Raw genomic sequence first — 20,689 nt, 5'->3', positions numbered from 1 at the left:
GGGGACACGTCGGGAACGCTTATCGGCTCCCTACCGGGGAGGGGAAAGCACAGCCGGACGACAGCCCGGTCCCAGGCGCCACGGCACTACAGTGGGTCGGACACACGGGTCGGAGACATTCAGCAAGCAGCAGGGAGTGCATGACGTGCGGCCGGTAGGCAGCAAGTACCTCCTGGAGGAGCCGCTGGGACGCGGCGCCACCGGCACCGTCTGGCGTGCCCGCCAGCGGGAGACCGCGGGCGCCGAGGCAGCCGTGCAGGGCCAGCCCGGCGAGACCGTCGCGATCAAGGTCCTCAAGGAAGAGCTCGCGAACGACTCCGACATCGTGATGCGCTTCCTGAGGGAGCGCTCCGTCCTGCTCCGGCTCACCCACCCGAACATCGTCCGGGTCCGGGACCTCGTTGTGGAGGGCGATCTCCTTGCCCTGGTCATGGACCTCGTCGAGGGCCCCGACCTGCACCGCTACCTGCGCGAGAACGGCCCCTTCACGCCCGTCGCCGCCGCGCTGCTCACCGCCCAGGTCGCCGACGCGCTCGCCGCCAGCCACGCCGACGGTGTGGTGCACCGCGACCTGAAGCCCGCCAACGTGCTGCTCGCGCAGTACAACGGCCAGATGCACCCGATGCTGACCGACTTCGGCATCGCCCGCCTCGCCGACTCCCCGGGCCTGACCCGCACCCACGAGTTCGTCGGCACGCCCGCGTACATAGCTCCCGAGTCCGCCGAGGGCCGCCCGCAGACCTCCGCCGTCGACATCTACGGCGCCGGCATCCTGCTGTACGAGCTGGTCACCGGCCATCCCCCGTTCTCCGGCGGCAGCGCCCTGGAAGTCCTCCACCAGCACCTCAGCGCCGAGCCCCGCCGCCCCTCGACCGTCCCCGACCCGCTGTGGACGGTCATCGAACGCTGCCTGCGCAAGAACCCCGACGACCGTCCCAGCGCCGAGAACCTCGCGCGCGGCCTGCGCGTCGTCGCCGAGGGCGTCGGCGTGCACGCGAACTCCGCGCAGATCGCGGCGGCCGAGGGCGTCGGCGCGCTGCTCGCACCCGACCCGGCGCCGACCGCCGTACCGGGCGCGGCCGACCCGACCCAGGTGCTGCCGAACACCGGCACGCCGATGGGGGCGTACGACCCGAACGCCGCGACCAGCGTCCTGCCGCACACCGGCGGGCCGGGGCCGTTCGGCGCCGCCGACCCGACGGCCGTGCTGCCGAACACCGGCGCCGCCGACCCGACGGCCGTCATGCCGCCGATGCCCCAAGGGCAGCCGGGCCAGTCCGGCCGGCAGCAGCCCGAGGAGCCGCACCCCTGGCAGAGCCAGCTCCGCGCGGCCCGCGACCGTAACGAGCAGACCCAGGTCCAGTACCTCGACCCGGGTGAGGACCCGCTGCGCCGCCGCCCGCAGCGGCAGGTGGCCCGGCCGCAGCAGCCGCAGCAGCAGCCGCGCCAGGCCCCGCAGCAGCAGCCGGTGCGCCGGCCGCAGCCGCGCGGCCAGGGCGGGCCGGGCGGCCAGGGCGGGTACGGGCAGCCGCCCGCCGCCGGGTACGGCCAGCAGCAGCCCGCGGGGTACGGCGGCGGGCGGCCGCAGCAGTACGCTCCACCGCCGCAGCAACCCCAGCAGCGCTACGCGCCCCCCGCCGAGCCGCAGCAGCGGGCCCCGCGCGAGCCGCGGCAGCGCAGCGCCAACCCGATGCGGATCCCCGGGCTCGGCTGCCTCAAGGGCTGCCTCTTCCTGGTCGTCATCCTGTTCGTGGCGGGCTGGCTGATCTGGGATCTGACCCCGGTGCACACCTGGGTCGGCGAGGGCAAGGGCTACTGGCACCAGCTGAGCGACTGGGCGAGGACGGTCGGCAACTTCGTCGGCGACCTGGGCAACAGCTCGGGCAGCAGCTCGGGCAACTGACCGCGAGTCTATGGATTTGTCGACATCTGGCGGGTGATTTCCGCCTCCCTGGTGAAGGTTGGCTCTTCGGGCGCGTAGTTTTGTCGGCAACACGCGTCTGTAGGAGCAGCCTTGGCACGGAAGATCGGCAGCCGGTACACCGCGAACCAGATCCTGGGGCGGGGCAGCGCCGGCACGGTGTGGCTGGGCGAGGGGCCGGAGGGGCCCGTCGCCATCAAGCTGCTGCGCGAGGATCTCGCGTCCGACGAGGAGCTGGTGGGCCGCTTCGTGCAGGAGCGCACGGCACTGCTGGGCCTGGAGCACCCCCACGTGGTGTCCGTCCGTGACCTCGTCGTCGACGGCAACGACCTCGCCCTCGTCATGGACCTGGTCCGGGGCACGGATCTGCGCACCCGCCTGGACCGGGAGCGGCGGCTCGCCCCCGAGGCGGCCGTCGCCATCGTCGCGGACGTCGCGGACGGGCTGGCGGCGGCGCACGCGGCCGGGGTCGTCCACCGCGACGTCAAGCCGGAGAACGTCCTCCTCGACATGCAGGGCCCGCTGGGCCCCGGCGGCTCCCACCCCGCCCTGCTGACCGACTTCGGCATCGCGAAGCTCATCGACTCCCCGAAGCGGACCCGCGCGACGAAGATCATCGGTACGCCGGACTACCTGGCCCCGGAGATCGTCGAGGGCCTGCCGCCCCGCGCGTCGGTGGACATCTACGCACTGGCGACGGTCCTGTACGAGCTCCTCGCGGGCTTCACCCCGTTCGGCGGCGGCCACCCGGGCGCGGTCCTGCGCCGCCACGTCACCGAGACCGTCGTCCCGCTCCCCGGTATCCCCGAGGAGCTCTGGCAACTGCTCGTCCAGTGCCTGGCGAAGGCGCCGGCGTCCCGGCTGCGGGCGTCCGAGCTGGCCGCGCGGCTGCGGGAGCAGCTGCCGACGCTGGCGGGGATGCCGCCGCTGGACGTCGACGAGCCGGAGACCGAGACGCCGGAGGAGGCCGAGGAGCCGGCCGCCGCCGCTCCGGCCGCGGAGGAGCAGCGGGTACGGCGCCGGGGGGCCGTCTCCCTGGTGCCGGGCGCGAAGCCGGACTCCAACCGGGACACGCACACGTCGATGCGGGTGCCGGGCCCCGACGAGCTGGCGGGCGGCGCCCGGGGCACGGCGCGGGTGCCGAGGGCGGCGGGGGCGCCGCGGCCGGGGTCGGCGCGGCATCGCGTGGCGGCACGGCGGCGGAGGGTGACGTTCGCGGTGGCGGGGGTCGTGGTGGCGGCGGTGGTCGGTGTCGGCGCGTGGCTGGCGTCGTCGGGGGACGACTCGGCCCCTTCGCAGGAGACGCACAGCACATCGACGCCGTGACCGGTCGGGTGCGGGTGGTGGCTCCGGCGGTCCTTGTTTCCCACCCGCTCGCCCGACTCGGTGGGCGACAGGCCTCCGCCGCGGGGCTCCGCCCCGGACCCCGACGGGTGAGGTGCCATGCCGTCGCGTACTCGGTGTGCGGGCCGGCGGGCGCCCCCGGCGTGGGTGGGCAGGCGTCCGTTGGTTGAACGAGCCGTTACGCTGGAGGCGTGGCAGTTGTCGATGTATCCGAAGAGCTCAAGTCCCTCTCCTCGACCATGGAGTCGATCGAGGCCGTTCTGGACCTCGGCAAGCTGAGGGCAGACATCGCCGTGCTTGAGGAGCAGGCGGCCGCGCCGTCCCTCTGGGACAACCCGGACGAGGCGCAGAAGATCACCAGCAAGCTGAGCCACCTGCAGGCCGAGGTCAGGAAGGCCGAGGCGCTGCGGGGACGGATCGACGATCTTGCCGTGCTCTTCGAGATGGCCGAGGAGGAGGACGACCCGGACACCCGTGCCGAGGCCGAGTCCGAGCTGGCCGCCGTCCGCAAGGCGCTGGCCGAGATGGAGGTCCGGACGCTGCTCAGCGGGGAGTACGACTCCCGGGAAGCGCTCGTGAACATCCGCGCGGAGGCCGGTGGCGTCGACGCCGCCGACTTCGCCGAGAAGCTGCAGCGCATGTACCTGCGCTGGGCCGAGCAGCACGGATACAAGACCGAGCTCATCGAGACGTCGTACGCCGAAGAGGCCGGCATCAAGTCGACCACCTTCGCCGTACAGGTCCCGTACGCCTACGGGACCCTCTCCGTGGAGCAGGGCACGCACCGGCTCGTGCGGATCTCGCCGTACGACAACCAGGGGCGCCGCCAGACCTCCTTCGCCGGTGTCGAGGTGCTCCCCGTGGTCGAGCAGTCCGACCACGTCGAGATCGACGAGAGCGAGCTCAGGATCGACGTCTACCGGTCCTCCGGGCCCGGCGGCCAGGGCGTCAACACGACCGACTCCGCGGTGCGCATCACGCACCTCCCCACCGGGATCGTGGTCTCCTGCCAGAACGAGCGGTCGCAGATCCAGAACAAGGCCACCGCGATGAACGTCCTCCAGGCCAAGCTCCTCGAGCGGCGCCGCCAGGAGGAGCAGGCCAGGATGGACGCCCTCAAGGGCGACGGCGGCAACTCCTGGGGCAACCAGATGCGGTCGTACGTCCTGCACCCGTACCAGATGGTCAAGGACCTGCGCACCGAGTACGAGGTCGGCAACCCCGAGGCCGTGTTCAACGGCGAGATCGACGGGTTCCTGGAGGCCGGAATTCGCTGGCGCAAGCAGCAGGAGAAGTAACTTTGTCGACTTGCCCACGGTAAGTCGTCCCATCTGGAACTGCCGCCCCCGTGGCGGCAGTTCTCGTTTGTCTGGGTTTTACGTCACACTCACAGGCTTCAACTCCCCGCATTCGGCCCGCAATTGGACATCGCGCCCGCAACGGCCTTGACGTTGCTTTGAAAAGTGGGAAGGGTGAAGCGTGGCATGCGTATCTCTGGGGCGCATGTGAACCGGGGGACTTGGCAACGCCTTTACCGCCCCCGTCGATCACGGCCGGCCCCATGCGCCCGCTCATTGACTATCAGCTACTGGGGGTAGCAACCAGATGACCAAGAAGACGCGGATCCGGGTCGCGCGGATAGCCGCCGGTGCCGTGATCGCCGCCGGTGCCTCGCTGACCGCGGCCGGCGCGGCCTCCGCCCTCTCCATCGGCGTCAGCGCCGACGGGAGCGGTGTCTCGGCCAACGTCAACCTCGGCGCCGACGACGAGACGCCCGACCCTAGCGCGAGCGACACCGGGATCCCGACCGGTCCGGCCAGCAGCGAACCGGCGTCCACGCCGCCCACGAGCCAGGAACCCTCCGAGTCCAGCGAGCCGACGGACGAGCCCACCCAGCCGACCGACGAGCCCACCGAGCCCACGGACGAGCCGTCCAGCGACACCCCGTCCGACGGCAGCACCAGCGGCAGCGGTACCGGCAGCAACGGAGGCGGCAACAACAACACCGGCACCGACGGCAACTCCGGCACCTCCGCGCAGGAGGAGGGCTCCTCCGCCCTCACCGACACCGGCTCGTCGAACACCGAGGCCCAGGGCGGCGGCGACCAGCTCGCCGAGACCGGTGCCGGACAGACGGCCTTCCTCATCGTCGGCGCCGCCACGATGATCGCCGGCGGTATCGGCTTCCGTGTCCTGCCGCGCCTCATGGGCGGCCGCGGCGGCGCCGCCGCCTGACGGTAGGCAACCGCTCACGGAGCGTACGCGCCTCGCACGGTGAAGGGCCCGGAGCAACCGCTCCGGGCCCTTACCCTGCTTGTGTGAGTTTCGTTACGCGGTCTGGTGCGCCGCCAGCAGCGCCACCGCGGCGATCAGCACTGCCAGCAGCCCGATCAGCGCCATCGGGTTCAGACCGCCGAGGAAACTCTCCTGCTGAAGACGCTCGCGGTTGGCGCGGCACACAGGGCACCGGCCTTCGCTCACGGGCGCCGCGCAGTTCGCGCACACCAACCGGTCGTACGTCATGCGCTCGCCCTCCTTGCACCGGCCATCGCCTACACAACGCTCCGCGGAACGAGAACGTTCCCCTCCCACTGTGCCAGGTTCCCCCGGAAAGAGCGCGGCCGTCCGGCGACCTCGTCCCGCCGCTCAGGGGCACTCGGCCGGGACTGTCAGGGAATAAAACCGCACAAGCCTCACCCAACCGTGACCGGCGCCTGCGCTTCCTCACCCGACTCGCGTATGGTCACGCTCATCTACCCCCGGCGACCCGTGGTGCATCCGTGATCCGATTCGACAATGTCTCCAAGGTCTACCCCAAGCAGACCCGCCCCGCACTCAGGGATGTGTCCCTGGAAGTGGAGAAGGGCGAGTTCGTGTTCCTCGTCGGGTCCTCCGGCTCCGGAAAGTCCACCTTCCTGCGGCTGATCCTCCGCGAGGAGCGGTGCAGCCACGGCCAGGTGCACGTCCTCGGCAAGGACCTCGCCCGGCTGTCCAACTGGAAGGTGCCGCAGATGCGCCGCCAGCTCGGGACGGTCTTCCAGGACTTCCGCCTGCTGCCCAACAAGACGGTCGCCGAGAACGTGGCCTTCGCCCAGGAGGTCATCGGCAAGTCGAAGGGCGAGATCCGCAAGTCCGTGCCCCAGGTGCTCGACCTCGTCGGGCTCGGCGGCAAGGAGGACCGGAGGCCCGGCGAGCTCTCCGGCGGTGAGCAGCAGCGCGTGGCCATCGCGCGCGCCTTCGTGAACCGGCCCAAGCTGCTGATCGCGGACGAGCCCACCGGCAACCTCGACCCGCAGACCTCGGTCGGCATCATGAAGCTGCTGGACCGCATCAACCGCACCGGCACCACCGTGATCATGGCCACCCACGACCAGAACATCGTGGACCAGATGCGCAAGCGCGTCATCGAGCTGGAGAAGGGCCGTCTCGTCCGCGACCAGGCCCGCGGCGTCTACGGCTACCAGCACTGACCGCGACCGTTTACGGAAAGGCATAACCCGAGGCCATGCGTGCCCAGTTCGTACTGTCGGAGATCGGAGTCGGTCTCCGCCGCAATCTGACGATGACCTTCGCGGTCGTCGTCTCGGTCGCCCTGTCCCTGGCGCTCTTCGGTGGCTCGCTCCTGATGAGCGACCAGGTCAACACCATGAAGGGCTACTGGTACGACAAGGTCAACGTCTCGATCTTCCTCTGCAACAAGAGCGACGCCGAGTCCGACCCCAACTGCGCCAAGGGCGCGGTGACCGAGGACCAGAAGAAGCAGATCCAGGCCGACCTCAGCAAGATGTCGGTGGTCGAGAAGGTCACCTACGAGTCCCAGGACCAGGCGTACAAGCACTACAAGGAGCAGTTCGGCGACTCGCCGCTCGCCGACTCCCTCACCCCGGACCAGATGCAGGAGTCGTACCGGATCAAGCTCAAGGACCCGGAGAAGTACCAGGTCGTCGCGACCGCCTTCGACGGCCGTGACGGGGTCCAGTCCGTCCAGGACCAGAAGGGCATCCTCGACAACCTCTTCGGCCTGCTCAACGGCATGAACTGGGCGGCCCGCATGGTCATGGCCCTGATGCTGGTGGTCGCCCTGATGCTGATCGTCAACACGGTGCGCGTCTCCGCGTTCAGCCGTAGGCGGGAGACCGGCATCATGCGCCTGGTCGGCGCCTCCGGCTTCTACATCCAGGCCCCGTTCATCGCGGAGGCCGCCGTCGCCGGCCTCATCGGCGGCACGGTCGCGTGCGGATTCCTGGTGATCGCCCGCTACTTCATCATCGACCACGGCCTGGACCTGTCCCACAAGCTCAACTTGATCAACTTCATCGGCTGGGACGCCGTGTTGACCAAGCTCCCCCTCATCCTCGCAACGAGCCTCCTGATGCCCGCGCTTGCCGCGTTCTTCGCGCTGCGCAAGTACCTGAAGGTGTGACGCATGCCAAGAGGGCCGTACGGGCAACAGCCCGTACGGCCCTCTTGCCTTGTCCTAGACTCACCCGCATGTCAGGCCGAGAGCTGTTCTGTCAGCCCCGCCGGGTTCGCCGGGGGGCGGCTCTGACGTTGGTGTTCGCGGGCCTGTTGGTGGCCGGGGCGGCCACCGGGGCGTTTCCCGACCCGGGGCAGTCCCACCGGAAGACGCCCACCCGGGCCGCTGGGCCGGGCGCCGGGCACGAGGATGTCGCGAAGGCCGCCGCCGAGGCGATGGCCGACGGCAAGTCCCCCGTGGAGGCGGCGGAACGCGCGGTCAGCCGCAGCGGGGACCGGTGGGCCGCGGTCTACTCCGAGGGCGAGTACCAGGAGTTCGAGGAAGCGCTCGACGGCCAGTACACGGGCGTGGGGTTGTGGGCCCGGCGGACCGCGGACGGGCGGATCGACGTGAGCAAGGTGCAGGCCGGGTCGCCCGCGGCCGCCGCGGGGATCAGGAAGGGCGACCGGCTGCGCAGCGTGGACGGGGAGGACGTCGACGGGCGGCCCGTCACCGACGTCGTCTCGTTACTGCGTGGTGACGCCACCGACGCCCGCGCCGGTACGACCGTCACCCTCGGCCTTCAGCGCGGCACGCGCGCGTGGCGCGAGACCCTGTGCCGGGCGCTGCTGTCCACCGACTCGGTGACCGTGCGGAAGCCGGCCGCCGGCATCACCGTCATCAAGATCTCCGCCTTCACCAAGGGCTCCGGGGAAATCGTGCGCACCGCCGTCCGCCAGGCCCCGGCCGACGCCGGCATCGTCCTCGACCTGCGCGGCAACTCCGGCGGACTGGTCAGCGAGGCCGTCACCGCCGCCTCCGCCTTCCTCGACGGCGGCCTGGTCGCCACCTACGACGTCGACGGCGTCCAGCGCGCCCTGCACGCCGAGCCCGGCGGGGACACCGCGAGGCCGCTGGTCGCGCTTGTCGACGGCGGCACGATGAGCGCGGCCGAGATGCTCACCGGCGCCCTCCAGGACCGCGGCCGCGCGGTCGTCCTCGGCTCCCGCACCTTCGGCAAGGGTTCCATCCAGATGCCCACCCGCCTCCCCGACGGCTCGGTCGCCGAGCTCACCGTGGGCCACTACCGCACCCCCTCCGGCCACGCCGTCGACGGCCGGGGCATCACCCCCGACCTGGAGGTCTCCTCCGGGGCGCTGCGGCGGGCCGAGACGGTCCTCAGCGGCCTGGGCGATCCGTCGTAACGCGACGCGGGTCCTCGCGGACCTGTTGAACCCGCTGCTAATCCGCTTCCCCCGCACCCCCTCCGTAGTGCGAAAATGGACGGCACTATGGCCAAGGGAATGTATGTACCGAAAGAGTCCCAGCAGAAGCAGCAGGGGACGGCCGCCAAAGCCCGGGACGGCGAGAAGGGCGGCAAGCGCAAGATCGTCGCGCAGAACAAGAAGGCGCGGCACGACTACGCGATCATCGACACCTACGAGGCCGGCCTGGTGCTGTCCGGCACCGAGGTGAAGTCGCTGCGGCAGGGCCGGGCCTCGCTGGTCGACGGCTTCGTGCAGATCGACGGCAACGAGGCGTGGCTGCACAACGCGCACATCCCGGAGTACAGCCAGGGCACCTGGACCAACCACTCGGTGCGCCGCAAGCGCAAGCTGCTGCTGCACCGGGAGGAGATCGACAAGCTGGAGGTCAAGGCCCAGGAGACCGGTCACACGATCGTGCCCCTCGCCCTGTACTTCAAGGACGGCCGGGCGAAGGCGGAGATCGCGCTCGCCCGAGGCAAGAAGGAGTACGACAAGCGGCAGACCCTGCGTGAGCAGCAGGACCGCCGGGAGGCCGGGCGCGCCGTCGCGGCGGCGAAGCGGCGGCAGCGGGACGCGTAGGGCCACGGGAATGTAGTGGCACCCGCGTGCGTTGGTCACGTACGATGGCACCAACACCGGGGGAAGCCGGTGTGAAGATTGAAAAATCAACATGGGGATGATCGGTTTCGACAGCGGATGTCGAGGCAGGGGAAGCGTGTCGAGAAAGCGGCCATGATCTCGTAAACCACAGGCCGAAAAAAATAATCGCCACTTCCAAGCGCGATTCCTCCCAGCAGGCCTTCGCCCTCGCTGCCTGATCTCAGGTAGCGACAGCGAGCCTCCTACAAAGGGAGTGTCAGCCCGGGGCTGTTCCCGACCCGGATCCTGGCATCAGCTAGGGGACTAAACCTTGATCCCGGTCACGGGGTGAAGAGGGAAATCTAACAGTGACTGGGCCCGTCGGCGACTTGTTCGCGTGATCGCCGGGGCCGAGAAAATCACAGCGAACTGCACACGGAGAAGCCCTGGTTCCGCACCGTTGGACGCGGGTTCGATTCCCGCCATCTCCACAATCTCCATGTTGCGAGGGCCCGGTGGTCACAGACCACCGGGCCCTCGTCGTGTCCGCGGGGCCCCGCGCACCGGTGCACGATGATCTCGTTCGGTCAAAAACTCTTCACAGATGTCACACAAGTTTACTAAAGTGGGGTGCGCGCACTGAGCTGAGCCGACCACTTGGCCACCGCGCACGACCATCAGCGACCGGGGGAACAGCGTCGCCATGGGGAGGGGCCGGCGGCACTGACCGCCGCCACGGCACACGTCGCCTCTTCGAGCCGGGCCCCCGTCTGCCCTCCTCATAAAAAACGGGGTGTCCTTGTGCGTTCCAGACCCGGGCTTGTCATGCCCCTTACGCGAAAAGCCGGCCGGCTGAAACGTCTCGTCCCCTCCGTGCTCGCGCTCGCCGTGCTCGCCACGGTCGCCGGCCGGCCGGACCTGCCCCACGACCGGGCCACCGACTTCAGCCCGGTGGCCGACAGTTACGACGGCTTCGACGCGGCCGCCGCCGAGCAGCTCCGCCAGGACCAGTGCCTGATGGCCGGCGTGTTGCGCCTGGGCGGCCCCGGCATGTTCAGCACCGCGCAGGACGCGCTCGACCAGACCCCGGACAAGCTGCACACCGCGGCGAACCGGGAGTACTGGAACACCACTGCGCTGTCGACGGCGTACGACCAGGACAAGGCCGCCGCGAGCAAGGAGGGGTCGGCGCTCTACGACCGCATCAGCGAGTGGAAGAAGCCCGTCTCCGGTCTCTCCACCCCGGGCGGCTTCATGACGGTCGCCGACTTCGAGGATCCGCCGGGCCTGGCCGGGCGAGGCCAGGACTTCTTCGAGCAGACCGGCCTGGCCCAGTGGGTCGGCAGCCGGATGTGGCTGGCCGAGGACCCCTTCTACGACGACCCCACCCCGAAGGCGGACGACGTCACGCTGAAGGCGGTGAAGGACCTCGGCACCCCGCTCTACGGCAGCTCCCCGGACCCCTCGCTGCCCACCCAGCAGTGGCAGCAGGCGTATGCCGAACACCAGGCGTGGGACGCCCTGGTGAACTGGTCCGCGCGGCCGACGGGCGCGGACGACGCCCGGGTCTTCCTTTCCTCCGGTGGTTTCGCGCGCATCGCGCCCGAGCCGGGCAGTGTCGAGTACCGGATCGCAGTGGAGGACCTGAAGTCCCGGTTCGCCTCCTGCGCCTGGCGCTCCCCGGTCGACCCGAGCAAGGTCCTCGGCAAGGAAGTCGCGGACGCGTCCGCCGAGTGGCAGCGGGAGATCGCCGCCCAGGCCGGCCGGCGTGACCAGATCCTCAACGCGAACCGCGACGCCACCAAGGCCCTCGCCGCCGGCTCCAAGGCGCTGGGCGAACTGCTGGGCCAGTCGTGGATCGCCGACCACCTGGCCCGCTGGCAGGACTACTGGTCGGCCGGCGGCCCCGGCTGGATCGGCGACAGCCCGGTGATCGTGCACGCGCACGGCGCCACCGACAAGTGCCTGGAAGTGGGCGGCGGCAAGAAGGACAACGGCACGCCGGCGCAGATCTACACCTGCAACGGCTCGGCCGGGCAGAAGTGGCAGATCAGCGGTGACGCGCTGGTCAACGTCAACTCCGGCAAGTGCCTGGAGGCCAAGGGCGGCTCCACCGCGAACGGAACCGTCGTACAGATCTCGACCTGCAACACCAAGAGCCCGGCCCAGAAGTGGGAGTACGACACCCACGCGACCAGCCGCCTGTACAACCCGGCCACCGGCAACTGCCTGGACCTCGCGACCTACGACAACGGCCGGGACGCCCGGATGTGGGACTGCAAGGGCACCGACCCGCAGAAGTTCGACTTCGCCCCCTCCGGCCACAACGGCACCGACGACCTGGCCTATCCGACCAAGGCCCAGTTCGACAAGGCGAAGAAGGGCGTCACCGATGCCCAGGCCGCCGCGAAGACCCAGCTCGACCTGCTCAAGGCCCAGGTGACCGCGGTGAAGAAGGCCGCCACCGACACGGACACCGCCACCCAGGCCGCCTACGCCATCGCCGACCAGGCGGGCGCCCCGCGCGGCCGGGGCCTGCTCGTCGGGCAGCAGAAGGCACAGGTCACCAAGGCGTCGGCCGCCGCGCTCGACGCGCTGTCCAAGGCCGGCGACACCGCCTACGCGGCGACCAAGGCGTCCGCCGGTGACAGCGCGGCCATCGCGGCCCGCGCGGTGACCCAGGCGGCGCAGTCCAAGGCCGCGTTCCGTACGGCCGCCGCGCAGGAGGCCAACGCGCAGGCGAAGGCCGCCGCCGACGCCGCCGCCGTACAGGCGCAGACCGCCAAGGCCGCGCGCGACACGGCGAAGGCGAAGCTCGGCGAGACCCAGCAGGCGGAGGCCGACGCGAAGGCGGCCGCCGCCACCGCGCACGCCAAGCGACTCGCGGCCGAGGCCGAGAAGGCGACGGCCAAGGCGGAGCAGGAGACCGCCGCGGCCAAGCAGGCCGAAGCTGCCCAGCACAAGACGAACGCAGAGGGGTACGCGAAGACCGCCGACGAGGCCAAGGGCCGGGCGGAGACCGCCGAATCCACCGCCCGCACCAAGCGCCAGGACGCGGAGACCGCGCGGGACCTCGCCAAGGGCAAGTCGGACGACGCGTGGGACGCGCAGAGCAAGGCGAACGCGGCCCGCGCCAAGGCCGACGCCAAGGACGCCTACGCCGACGCCCACGACTCGGACGCCGACGCGAAGGACTCCCGGGCGGCGGCCGACGAGGCGGACCACGCGGCCGACGACGCGGAGACGGCGGCGGGTTCGGCGCGTACCGAGGCCGACGCGGCGAGCCAGGCCGCGGCGGACGCCGACGCCGCGGCGACGCGTGCCGAGGCGGCGGCGAAGCGGGCCCGATCCGACGCGGACGCCGCCCAGGCGGCCAAGCTGAAGGCGGACGCGGCGGTGCGCACGGCGACCAGCGCGGCAGCGGACGCCATCACGGCCTCCCAGGCCTCGGCCGCCGCGGCCCGCAGCGCGGTCAAGCTGGCCGACGAGGCGGAGCAGCACGCCGCCGACTCCAGGAAGCAGGCGGACGCGGCCGAGGCCGAGGCCGTCAAGGCGGTCGCGGGCGCGGCCGACGCGGTCGGTCACGCGTACACGACCGCCCAGGCGGCCGAGGCCGCAGGGGCCGCCGCGCAGCAGGTCGCCGCGCCCGCCAACGACGCGATCCAGCTCGGTTCGCCGTATGTGGACACCGACTCCGCGGCGGGTCTGGCCGTCCTGTCGGGCCAGTCGTCGAAGACGATCGCCGAGCAGCAGCAGGCCGTCGCCGAGGCGCACGCCGCCAACGCGCAGAAGAACGCCGCGCAGGCGCAGAGCCTCGCCGACGCGGCGACCGGCGACGCGAAGGCCGCGTACACGATCGCCGCCGAGGCGGCCGGTCACGCCGCCGACGCCCGTAAGTCGTCGAAGGAGGCGCTGGGTTACGCCTCCGAGGCGGCGCAGTACGCGGCGGACGCGCAGAAGTCACTGGCGCGCACCATCGAGTACGACCAGCAGGCCACCGCGGACGCGGCGGCCGCCGACCAGGCGGCCGGGGACGCCGAGGGCTACGCCAAGGACGCCCGGGACTCCGCCGACCAGGCGGCCCTGGACGCGGACGCGGCCCGTACAGCGGCCGCCGAGGCCGAGCAGTCCGCGAAGGACGCCCGCGCCGCGGCCGACCGCGCCGACGCCGAGGCCACCGCGGCCGAGGAAGCGGCGAAGGACGCCCAGCGCTACGCCGAGTCGGCGCAGCAGGCGGCCGACGAAGCCGAGCGCAAGCAGGCCAACCAGACGGTCTCCAGCGGCTCGGGAACCGGTATCGACGGTGTCTTCTACGTCGTCGAGAAGGTGACCGAGGCGGCCCCGGGCAAGCAGCTCAACGAGTGCCAGTACGTACCCCAGGGCTGCACGGTGACGTACGAACTGCACCTCAACGTCACGGCCAGCTACTACTACTGTGCCAACCCCGACGTCCCCGCCACCGAGGCCGGCTGCCCGAAGGACGACTGGATCTTCCTCAAGACGGTGACTCTCAAGGACCAGGAGAACGAATGGACGCACCACTTCAGCTTCGGTGACATCACCCGCATCGGCTGGCAGAACCTCTTCGGGGAGAAGGCCGGCGCGGTCCTGTACGAGATCGTGCTGGGCGACGTCGCCAGGTGCTACCACGGTGACGGGACCAGCTGCGCCTGGGCCGCCGCGCTGGCCGTCCCGCCGTCGATGGCCGAGAAGCTCGCCGAGGGCGTCAAGCTCGCCGCCCGGGTCGAGGAGGCTATCAAGACCGGGGAGAAGGCCGCGGAGGTCCTCGCGGACCTGAAGAAGATCTACGGTGAATCCGGCGCCGCCCAGGCGCTCGCCGAACCCGCCAGCGAGGCGGGACTCGCGCTGCGGATCGCCAGGGGCGTGGCGGAACGGGCCAAGATCGCCCGTGGCGCCCTCGACCCGAAGCTTCTGGCCCGGCTCGACCAGGCCGGGGTGAAGTTCAACAAGGCGGACACGATCTGGGTGATCGAGTACGCCAAGCCCGGTGTGAACCTCGCCTGGCTTGAGAAGGGGAACGTCCACGCGGGTCTGACTCACATCATCTTCCGGCACGCCGGAGAGTTCGCGGCCGCGGGCGTCCGGATCGAGGACATCCCGGCTCTGGTGAGCAAGGCACTGACCGAGGGCACGAGGGTCGGAACGCAGGGGGCCGGCCGACCGATCTTCGAGGTCGTCTTCAACGGCAAGACCCAGCGGGTGGCCGTTAGCGTGGGCGACAACGGATACGTGATCGGAGCGAACATCGCATGACGTCTGACGAACCACGGAGCCTGCTGGTGCAGGCGCGGGGCGAGCCGTCTCCGCTGTACGGGCCCGAGGACCCGGCGGACCACGACGACCTCGGCGCCTACACCCGCCCGATCCCGCTGGACGACGACCGGCTGGCACTCCCGGCGGACCTGGCCGCGGACCTGCGCTCCTGGTCGCTGTCCCGTCCGCCGGCGGGCTTCGGCTCCCGTCCCGACCTGCGCAAGCACGTCGAGCGGGGGCTGGAGACCGCCCAGCGCCTGGCCAGGCGGCTCGGACCGGCGTGGTCGGTGCGCTACTGGGACGAGCGGCACCGGACGGCGAAATGGCTGTGCTGGGGCTGCGACCGCCTGCACTGGGAACGCGACGAGCACGGCACCGAGCCGCATCCCCTCGACCTCACCGTCGAGGGCGAGTACCAGTACGGTCCGCTGCGTGCCGACGGCTTCGGGGACTTCTTCCCCGACGATCCCGCCGCCGGACTGGCTCTGTCCGACGGCCTCGTCGCCGACCTGTACACCTGGGCGAAGGCCATCGACACCACCCTGAACCTGTATCTACGGGACCGGGACGAGGCCAAGTACGAGGACGAGTGGCAGCGGCTGTTCCAGGAGGGCGCGGAACTGACGAAACGGGTCGCCCATGAGTCCGGCCCCGCCCGGCGAGTGACCTACAAGGGCGTGGCACACGGCGGCCTGAGCACCCTGACGTCGGTCACCTGGCAGGGGGAGCGGCAGCTCTAGCCGGTGGATCCGGTTCCGTATGGACGGCGTTGCGTTCCGGGGTCGCTTCCGGGGCGCAACGCCGTTTCGCGGGTGCCGTCACAGCGCCTCGCGCGGTGCCGTGCTCGCGCGTTCCGTCAGCCGGGGAGCGAGCAGCGTCGCCTCGGGTACGTCCGGGTCGCCGTCGAGCTTGCGCATCAGTAACTCCGCCGCCTGCTCGCCGAGTTCGGCGGTCGGCAGCGCCACCGAGGTCACCGGGACGCGGGGCGCCGTCGCCAGTTCGTCCGGGCAGATCGCGGTGACCGACAGGTCGGCGGGGACGCGGAGGCCGAGCTGCTGGAAGGCGTCGATCAGGGGCTCCAGAACCGCCTCGTTGTGGACGACGACCCCCGTCAACGCCGGCTGCTCACGCAGCAGTTGCTCGGCCATGCGGCGGGCCCCCGCCGGCGTCGCCTCGCAGGGGTGGACGGAGGACGCCATGCCGTTGCGGTCGGCGGCGGCCGTGAAGCCCTGGACGACGCGCTGGGCGAACGCGGTCTCCCGGACGTACACCTCAGGCGGTGAGCCGACCAGTGCGACCACCCGGTGCCCCAGCCCCGCCAGCCGCTGTACGCACAGCTCACCGGCGGCCTTGAAGTCCAGGTCGACGCAGGTCAGGCCCTCGGCGGCGGCCGGGAAGCCGATCAGTACCGACGGCCGCTCCAGGGCGCGCAGCAGCGGCAGCCGGGGGTCGTGGAGCTGGACGTCCATCACGATCAGGGCGTCGACGAGTGCCGTGTCGGCGACCCGGTGCAGGCCCTCCTCGCCCTCCTCCTGGGTCAGAAGCAGCACGTCGTGGTCGTACCGGCGGGCCGTCGTCACCACCGACACCGCGAACTGCATCACCACCGGGACATGGATGCCGGTGCGCAGCGGGACGACCAGGGCCAGGACGTTGGAGCGGCTGCTGGCGAGGGCGCGGGCGCCGGCGTGCGGGCGGTAGCCCAGCTCGCGGATGGACGCCTCGATCCGGCGCCGGGTCTCCGCCGAGATCGGGCGCTTGCCGCTGAGCGCGTAGGACACCGTGCTGGGGGAGACCCCGGCGTGCCGGGCCACGTCGGTGATCTTCACCATCAGTCCAGCTCCAGGGAGAGAAAACCGGTGCCGGCCTGGGCGCGGGCGGTCCGCTCCCCGGCCGCCAGGGCCCACGCCGCCGCCGGGTCGCTGCACGAGGCGCGCAGGGTGTCCCCTTCGCGTACGACGGTGAAGGTGACGTCGCCCACCGGGACCGTGACCTGGGCGCCCCGGCCGAGGCCGAAGACGCGGAGCGTCACCCCGTCGGCGTGGTCGTAGTCGGGGCGGTCCGTGACCGAGCCGACCGGGATCACGGAGCCGGGCCGGACCAGGAGCGGGACGCTCAGGAAGCCGTGGTGCTCGCGGACCCAGCGGGGGCCGGTGACCGTCTCGCCGGTCAGGAAGTGGGTCCAGGTACCGGCGGGGCAGTAATATGTCACATTCCCCTCATCCGAGAACACCGGCGCCACCAGCAGATCCGCCCCCAGCATGTACTGCCGCTCCAGATGCGCGCACCCCGGATCGTCCGGGAACTCCAGCACCATCGCCCGCATCATCGGCACCCCCTCCGCCGAGGCGGTGCGCGCGGCCTCGTACAGGTACGGCATCAGGCTCAGCTTCAGCCGGGTGAAGTGCCGCAGCACGTCCACCGACTCCTCGTCGAACAGCCACGGCACCCGGTACGACGACGACCCGTGCAGCCTGCTGTGCGACGACAGCAGCCCGAAGGCCAGCCACCGTTTGAACAGCGCCGGGGTCGGCGTGCCCTCGAAGCCGCCGATGTCGTGGCTCCAGTAGCCGAAGCCGGACAGGCCCAGCGAGAGTCCGCCGCGCAGCGACTCGGCCATCGACTCGTAGGTCGCCTCGCAGTCCCCGCCCCAGTGCACGGGGAACTTCTGGCTCCCGGTCGTCGCCGACCGCGCGAACACGACCGCCTCGCCCTCTCCCCGGTGCTTGCGCAGCACCTCGAAGACGGTCCGGTTGTAGAGGTAGGTGTAGTAGTTGTGCATCCGCTCGGGGTCCGAGCCGTCGGACCAGGCCACGTCCACCGGGACGCGTTCCCCGAAGTCGGTCTTGAAGCAGTCGACCCCCTGGGCGAGCAGCGCCGCCAGCTTGCCCGCGTACCAGTCGCGCGCCGCCGGGGACGTGAAGTCCACCAGCGCCATCCCCGGCTGCCACAGATCCCACTGCCACACGCTCCCGTCCGGCCGCCGCAGCAGGTGCCCCAGCTCCTTCCCCTCGGCGAACAGCGGCGACCGCTGCGCGATGTACGGGTTGATCCAGACGCTCACCCGCAGCCCGCGCTCGTGCAGCCGCCCCAGCATCCCCTCCGGGTCGGGGAAGACCCGCGGATCCCAGCGGAAGTCGCACCAGTTGAACTCCCGCATCCAGAAGCAGTCGAAGTGGAAGACGGAGAGCGGCAGTTCGCGCTGCCGCATGCCCTCGATGAAGGAGGTGACGGTCTTCTCGTCGTACGACGTCGTGAAGGACGTGGACAGCCAGAGCCCGAAGGACCAGGCGGGCGGGAGCGCCGGGCGGCCGGTCAGGGCCGTGTACTTGCGCAGGATGTCCTTCGGGGTCGGACCGTGGATGACGTAGTACGTCAGCTGCTGTGACTCGACGCTGAACTGGACCCTGGACACCGATTCCGAGCCGACCTCGAACGACACCTTCCCCGGGTGGTCGACGAAGACCCCGTAGCCCGCGTCCGTGAGATAGAAGGGGGCGTTCTTGTAGGCCTGTTCGGTGGCCGTGCCGCCGTCGGCGTTCCAGATGTCGACGACCTGGCCGTTCTTGACCAGCGGGCCGAAGCGTTCGCCGAGGCCGTAGACCGATGTGCCGACGCCCAGACCCAGTTGTTCCCGCAGGTAGTGGGCGCCGGTGGCGGTGTCCCGCATGATGCCCATGCCCTTGGGGCCGCTGGAGGTCAGGGTGCGGCCGCCGGCGAGGAAGTCGAGCCGCCAGGGCGTGGTCCGGCTCAGCCGCAGGGTCAGCGAGCCGGAGGTCAGGGTCGCGTACTCGTCGTCGTACGCCACCTGCGACCCGCTGTGCCTTTCTGGGGGACATCCCCCAGACCCCCGGACGGCCCGGTGCAGCTCGAACTGGGGTCCGCGGGGCTGCTCGCCCTCGAAATGGGTGAAGGTGACGCCGATGACGTCGGGCATCGGCGTGTGCGCGCTGATCGTCACGACCGGTCCCTTCAGCAGGTCGCCGCGGTGGCGGATGGGCTGGGTCGGCGCGTGGATCTCCAGGGCGCCGTCCGTGGCCGTGACGTCGAGGACCTCGACCGGGTGCGCCGCGGTGACGCCCTCGCGCAGCAGCCAGTAACCGTCGGTGAACTTCACGCACGTACCTCCTATTTGACCGCTCCCACGGCGATCCCCCGGGTGAGCGTCCGCTGGAAGACGAGGAAGAAGACGATGGCCGGGAGCACGCCGAGCAGGGCGGCCGCGTTGGTCATGGTGGCGTCCATCAGGCGCTGGCCCTGGAGGACGCCTAGGGCCACGGACACCGTCTGGTTGTCGTTGGAGATCAGCATGACCAGCGGCAGCAGGAACTCGTTCCAGGTCCAGATGAAGAAGAAGACCAGGAGCACGCCCAGCGTCGGGCGGCTGACCGGTACGACGATCCGGACCAGGATCTGCCACTTGTTCGCGCCGTCGATGCGGGCCGCCTCGATGATCTCGCGCGGGAACTGGCCGAGGACGGCGGAGAGCAGGTACGTCCCGAACGCCGACTGGATCACCGTGAAGACGATGATCACGCTGAGCCGGGTGTCGTACAGGCCGGCCTCCTTGCTCAGGTAGTAGAGCGGGTAGACCAGTGCCTCCTGCGGCAGCAGGTTGGCGAGGACGAAGAAGGCGAGCACCCAGGTACGGCCGCGGATCCGGCCGATGCCGATCGCGTACGCGCTCAGGACGGAGAGCGCGGTGGCGAGCAGGGCGACCGAGCCGCTGATGAGGGTCGAGTTGACCAGCTTCTGGCTGTAGTCGACGCGCTGCCAGAAGTCCTTGAGGCCGTCGAGGTAGAGGCCGTGGGGAAGGCTCAGCGGGCCGTTCTGGGAGTACTCCGCCGGGGACTTCACCGCGTTGACCGTCACGATCAGGAACGGGACGACCATGAAGAGGGCGGCGAGGCAGAGGGCGATGAGGACCGGGTAGCGGCGCAGGGCGGTCATGGCGTGTCCCCGTCCTCCGCGCGGCCCTGCAGCTTCAGGCCGAGCACGGCCAGGGCCAGGATGATCACGGTGAGGACCGTGGAGATCGCCGAGCCGTAGCCGACCTGGGTCTTCTCGAAGAACGTGGTGAAGGAGAAGTAGGACGGGACGTCGGTGGCGCCGCCCGGGCCGCCCTTGGTCAGGACGTACACCGCGCCGAAGACCTTGAGGGCGGCGATCGTGCACCAGGTCAGGACGACGTACACCTCGGGGCGGATCTGCGGCAGCGTGACGTGCCAGAAGCGGCGCCACCAGCCGGCGCCGTCCAGCTCGGCCGCCTCGTACAGCTGCGGGTCGACCCGGCCGAGCCCGGCCATGAAGACGACCAGCGGGAAGCCGATCTGCACCCAGACCAGCACGCCCATCACCGTGTAGAGGGCGAGGTCGGGGTCGCCGAGCCAGTCCTGCTGCCAGGAGCCGAGACCGACGGCCTTGAGCAGGGCGTTGAGGGAGCCGTTGTCGGGGGCGAGGATCCAGCTCCACACGATGCCGGCGACCGCGACCGGCAGTACCTGGGGGAGGTAGAAGCAGGCGCGGAGGACGGCCGCGATCCGGGTGCCGAAGTGCTTGCCGACGTAGTCGAACAGGGCGGCGGCCAGGACCAGTCCGAGGGCGGTGGGTATCGCGGCCATCGCGACGACCATGAAGAGGCTGTGCCGGAACGACGCCCAGAACTCGGAATCGTGCAGCAGCTCGCGGTAGTTGGCGAGTCCGGACCAGTGCGGGCTGCCCACGCCCTGCCAGTCGGTGAAGCTCACGCCCGTGTTCATCAGGAACGGGACGATCACGACCGCCAGGAAGGCGAGGGCGCCGGGAAGGAGAAAGAGGGCGTACGAGTCCCGGGGGCGTACCGGCATG

Annotated in this window: 15 protein-coding genes and 1 other RNA gene; 11 read left to right on the top strand and 5 right to left on the bottom strand. The window is 70.8% G+C overall.

Annotated elements, in window-relative coordinates:
- Window positions 1-145 precede the first annotated feature (145 nt).
- The 4 genes from AB0P24_RS20730 (at window position 146) to AB0P24_RS20715 (ending at window position 5,500) form a co-directional block, all read left to right on the top strand.
- Complete coding sequence (locus tag AB0P24_RS20730; RefSeq protein ID WP_365795986.1) at window positions 146-1,903, top strand: protein kinase; 1,758 nt, start codon at window positions 146-148, stop codon at window positions 1,901-1,903.
- Window positions 1,904-2,014: 111 nt separating this feature from the next.
- Complete coding sequence (locus AB0P24_RS20725; RefSeq protein WP_365795984.1) at window positions 2,015-3,247, top strand: serine/threonine-protein kinase; 1,233 nt, start codon at window positions 2,015-2,017, stop codon at window positions 3,245-3,247.
- A 209-nt stretch (window positions 3,248-3,456) separates the two neighbouring features.
- A complete protein-coding gene (prfB, locus tag AB0P24_RS20720) occupies window positions 3,457-4,563 on the top strand; it encodes a peptide chain release factor 2 (protein WP_365795982.1) in 1,107 nt (368 codons plus the stop codon).
- 307 nt (window positions 4,564-4,870) lie between these two features.
- Window positions 4,871-5,500, top strand: a complete 630-nt coding sequence (locus tag AB0P24_RS20715) for a hypothetical protein (RefSeq protein ID WP_365795980.1) — start codon at window positions 4,871-4,873, stop codon at window positions 5,498-5,500.
- Between the two features lie 93 nt (window positions 5,501-5,593).
- On the opposite strand, the gene AB0P24_RS20710 is transcribed toward AB0P24_RS20715, so the two are convergent.
- Window positions 5,594-5,788, bottom strand: a complete 195-nt coding sequence (locus AB0P24_RS20710) for a hypothetical protein (protein ID WP_089106595.1) — start codon at window positions 5,786-5,788, stop codon at window positions 5,594-5,596.
- Window positions 5,789-6,045: 257 nt separating this feature from the next.
- On the opposite strand from AB0P24_RS20710, the gene ftsE reads away from it, so the two are divergent.
- From ftsE to AB0P24_RS20675, 7 genes are all read left to right on the top strand, one after another.
- Window positions 6,046-6,735 (top strand): cell division ATP-binding protein FtsE, encoded by a 690-nt coding sequence (ftsE, locus tag AB0P24_RS20705; RefSeq protein ID WP_365795978.1) that lies wholly within the window; start codon window positions 6,046-6,048, stop codon window positions 6,733-6,735.
- A 35-nt stretch (window positions 6,736-6,770) separates the two neighbouring features.
- Window positions 6,771-7,688 carry a permease-like cell division protein FtsX gene (gene ftsX, locus AB0P24_RS20700; protein WP_181806164.1) on the top strand — a complete coding sequence of 306 codons (918 nt, stop codon included), beginning with the start codon at window positions 6,771-6,773 and terminating at the stop codon, window positions 7,686-7,688.
- A gap of 68 nt (window positions 7,689-7,756) precedes the next feature.
- Window positions 7,757-8,926: a S41 family peptidase gene (locus AB0P24_RS20695; protein WP_365795975.1), complete on the top strand. Its 1,170-nt coding sequence runs from the start codon at window positions 7,757-7,759 to the stop codon at window positions 8,924-8,926.
- 99 nt (window positions 8,927-9,025) lie between these two features.
- On the top strand, window positions 9,026-9,568 hold the full coding sequence (gene smpB, locus AB0P24_RS20690) for an SsrA-binding protein SmpB (protein WP_365795973.1): 543 nt from the start codon (window positions 9,026-9,028) through the stop codon (window positions 9,566-9,568).
- 93 nt (window positions 9,569-9,661) lie between these two features.
- Window positions 9,662-10,062, top strand: a transfer-messenger RNA (tmRNA) gene (ssrA, locus tag AB0P24_RS20685).
- A gap of 331 nt (window positions 10,063-10,393) precedes the next feature.
- Entirely contained in the window at window positions 10,394-14,842 is a 4,449-nt protein-coding gene (locus tag AB0P24_RS20680; protein WP_365795971.1) for an RICIN domain-containing protein, read from the top strand.
- Entirely contained in the window at window positions 14,839-15,582 is a 744-nt protein-coding gene (locus AB0P24_RS20675; protein ID WP_234543285.1) for a hypothetical protein, read from the top strand. The genes AB0P24_RS20680 and AB0P24_RS20675 overlap by 4 nt, the downstream gene beginning before the upstream one ends.
- A 78-nt stretch (window positions 15,583-15,660) precedes the next feature.
- Here the strand turns inward: AB0P24_RS20675 and AB0P24_RS20670 are convergent, their stop codons facing one another.
- The 4 genes from AB0P24_RS20670 to AB0P24_RS20655 are packed head-to-tail and all read right to left on the bottom strand — an operon-like array spanning window position 15,661 to window position 20,688.
- Window positions 15,661-16,674, bottom strand: a complete 1,014-nt coding sequence (locus AB0P24_RS20670) for a LacI family DNA-binding transcriptional regulator (RefSeq protein WP_365795969.1) — start codon at window positions 16,672-16,674, stop codon at window positions 15,661-15,663.
- A complete protein-coding gene (gene yicI / locus AB0P24_RS20665; protein ID WP_365795967.1) occupies window positions 16,674-18,959 on the bottom strand; it encodes an alpha-xylosidase in 2,286 nt (761 codons plus the stop codon). The genes AB0P24_RS20670 and yicI overlap by 1 nt, the downstream gene beginning before the upstream one ends.
- Before the next feature lie 11 nt (window positions 18,960-18,970).
- Entirely contained in the window at window positions 18,971-19,792 is an 822-nt protein-coding gene (locus AB0P24_RS20660) for a carbohydrate ABC transporter permease (RefSeq protein WP_365795965.1), read from the bottom strand.
- Window positions 19,789-20,688 carry a sugar ABC transporter permease gene (locus tag AB0P24_RS20655; RefSeq protein WP_365795963.1) on the bottom strand — a complete coding sequence of 300 codons (900 nt, stop codon included), beginning with the start codon at window positions 20,686-20,688 and terminating at the stop codon, window positions 19,789-19,791. Before AB0P24_RS20655 ends, AB0P24_RS20660 begins: the two co-directional genes overlap by 4 nt.
- Between the last annotated feature and the right edge of the window lies 1 nt (window position 20,689).

Origin of the sequence: Streptomyces sp. NPDC086519 (genome assembly GCF_040686075.1) — a bacterium.
In the GTDB taxonomy this organism is placed as follows: Bacteria; Actinomycetota; Actinomycetes; order Streptomycetales; family Streptomycetaceae; genus Streptomyces; species Streptomyces shenzhenensis.
The sequence above is the reverse complement of the archived record's forward strand: the minus strand, read 5'-3'. Positions and strand labels throughout refer to the sequence as shown.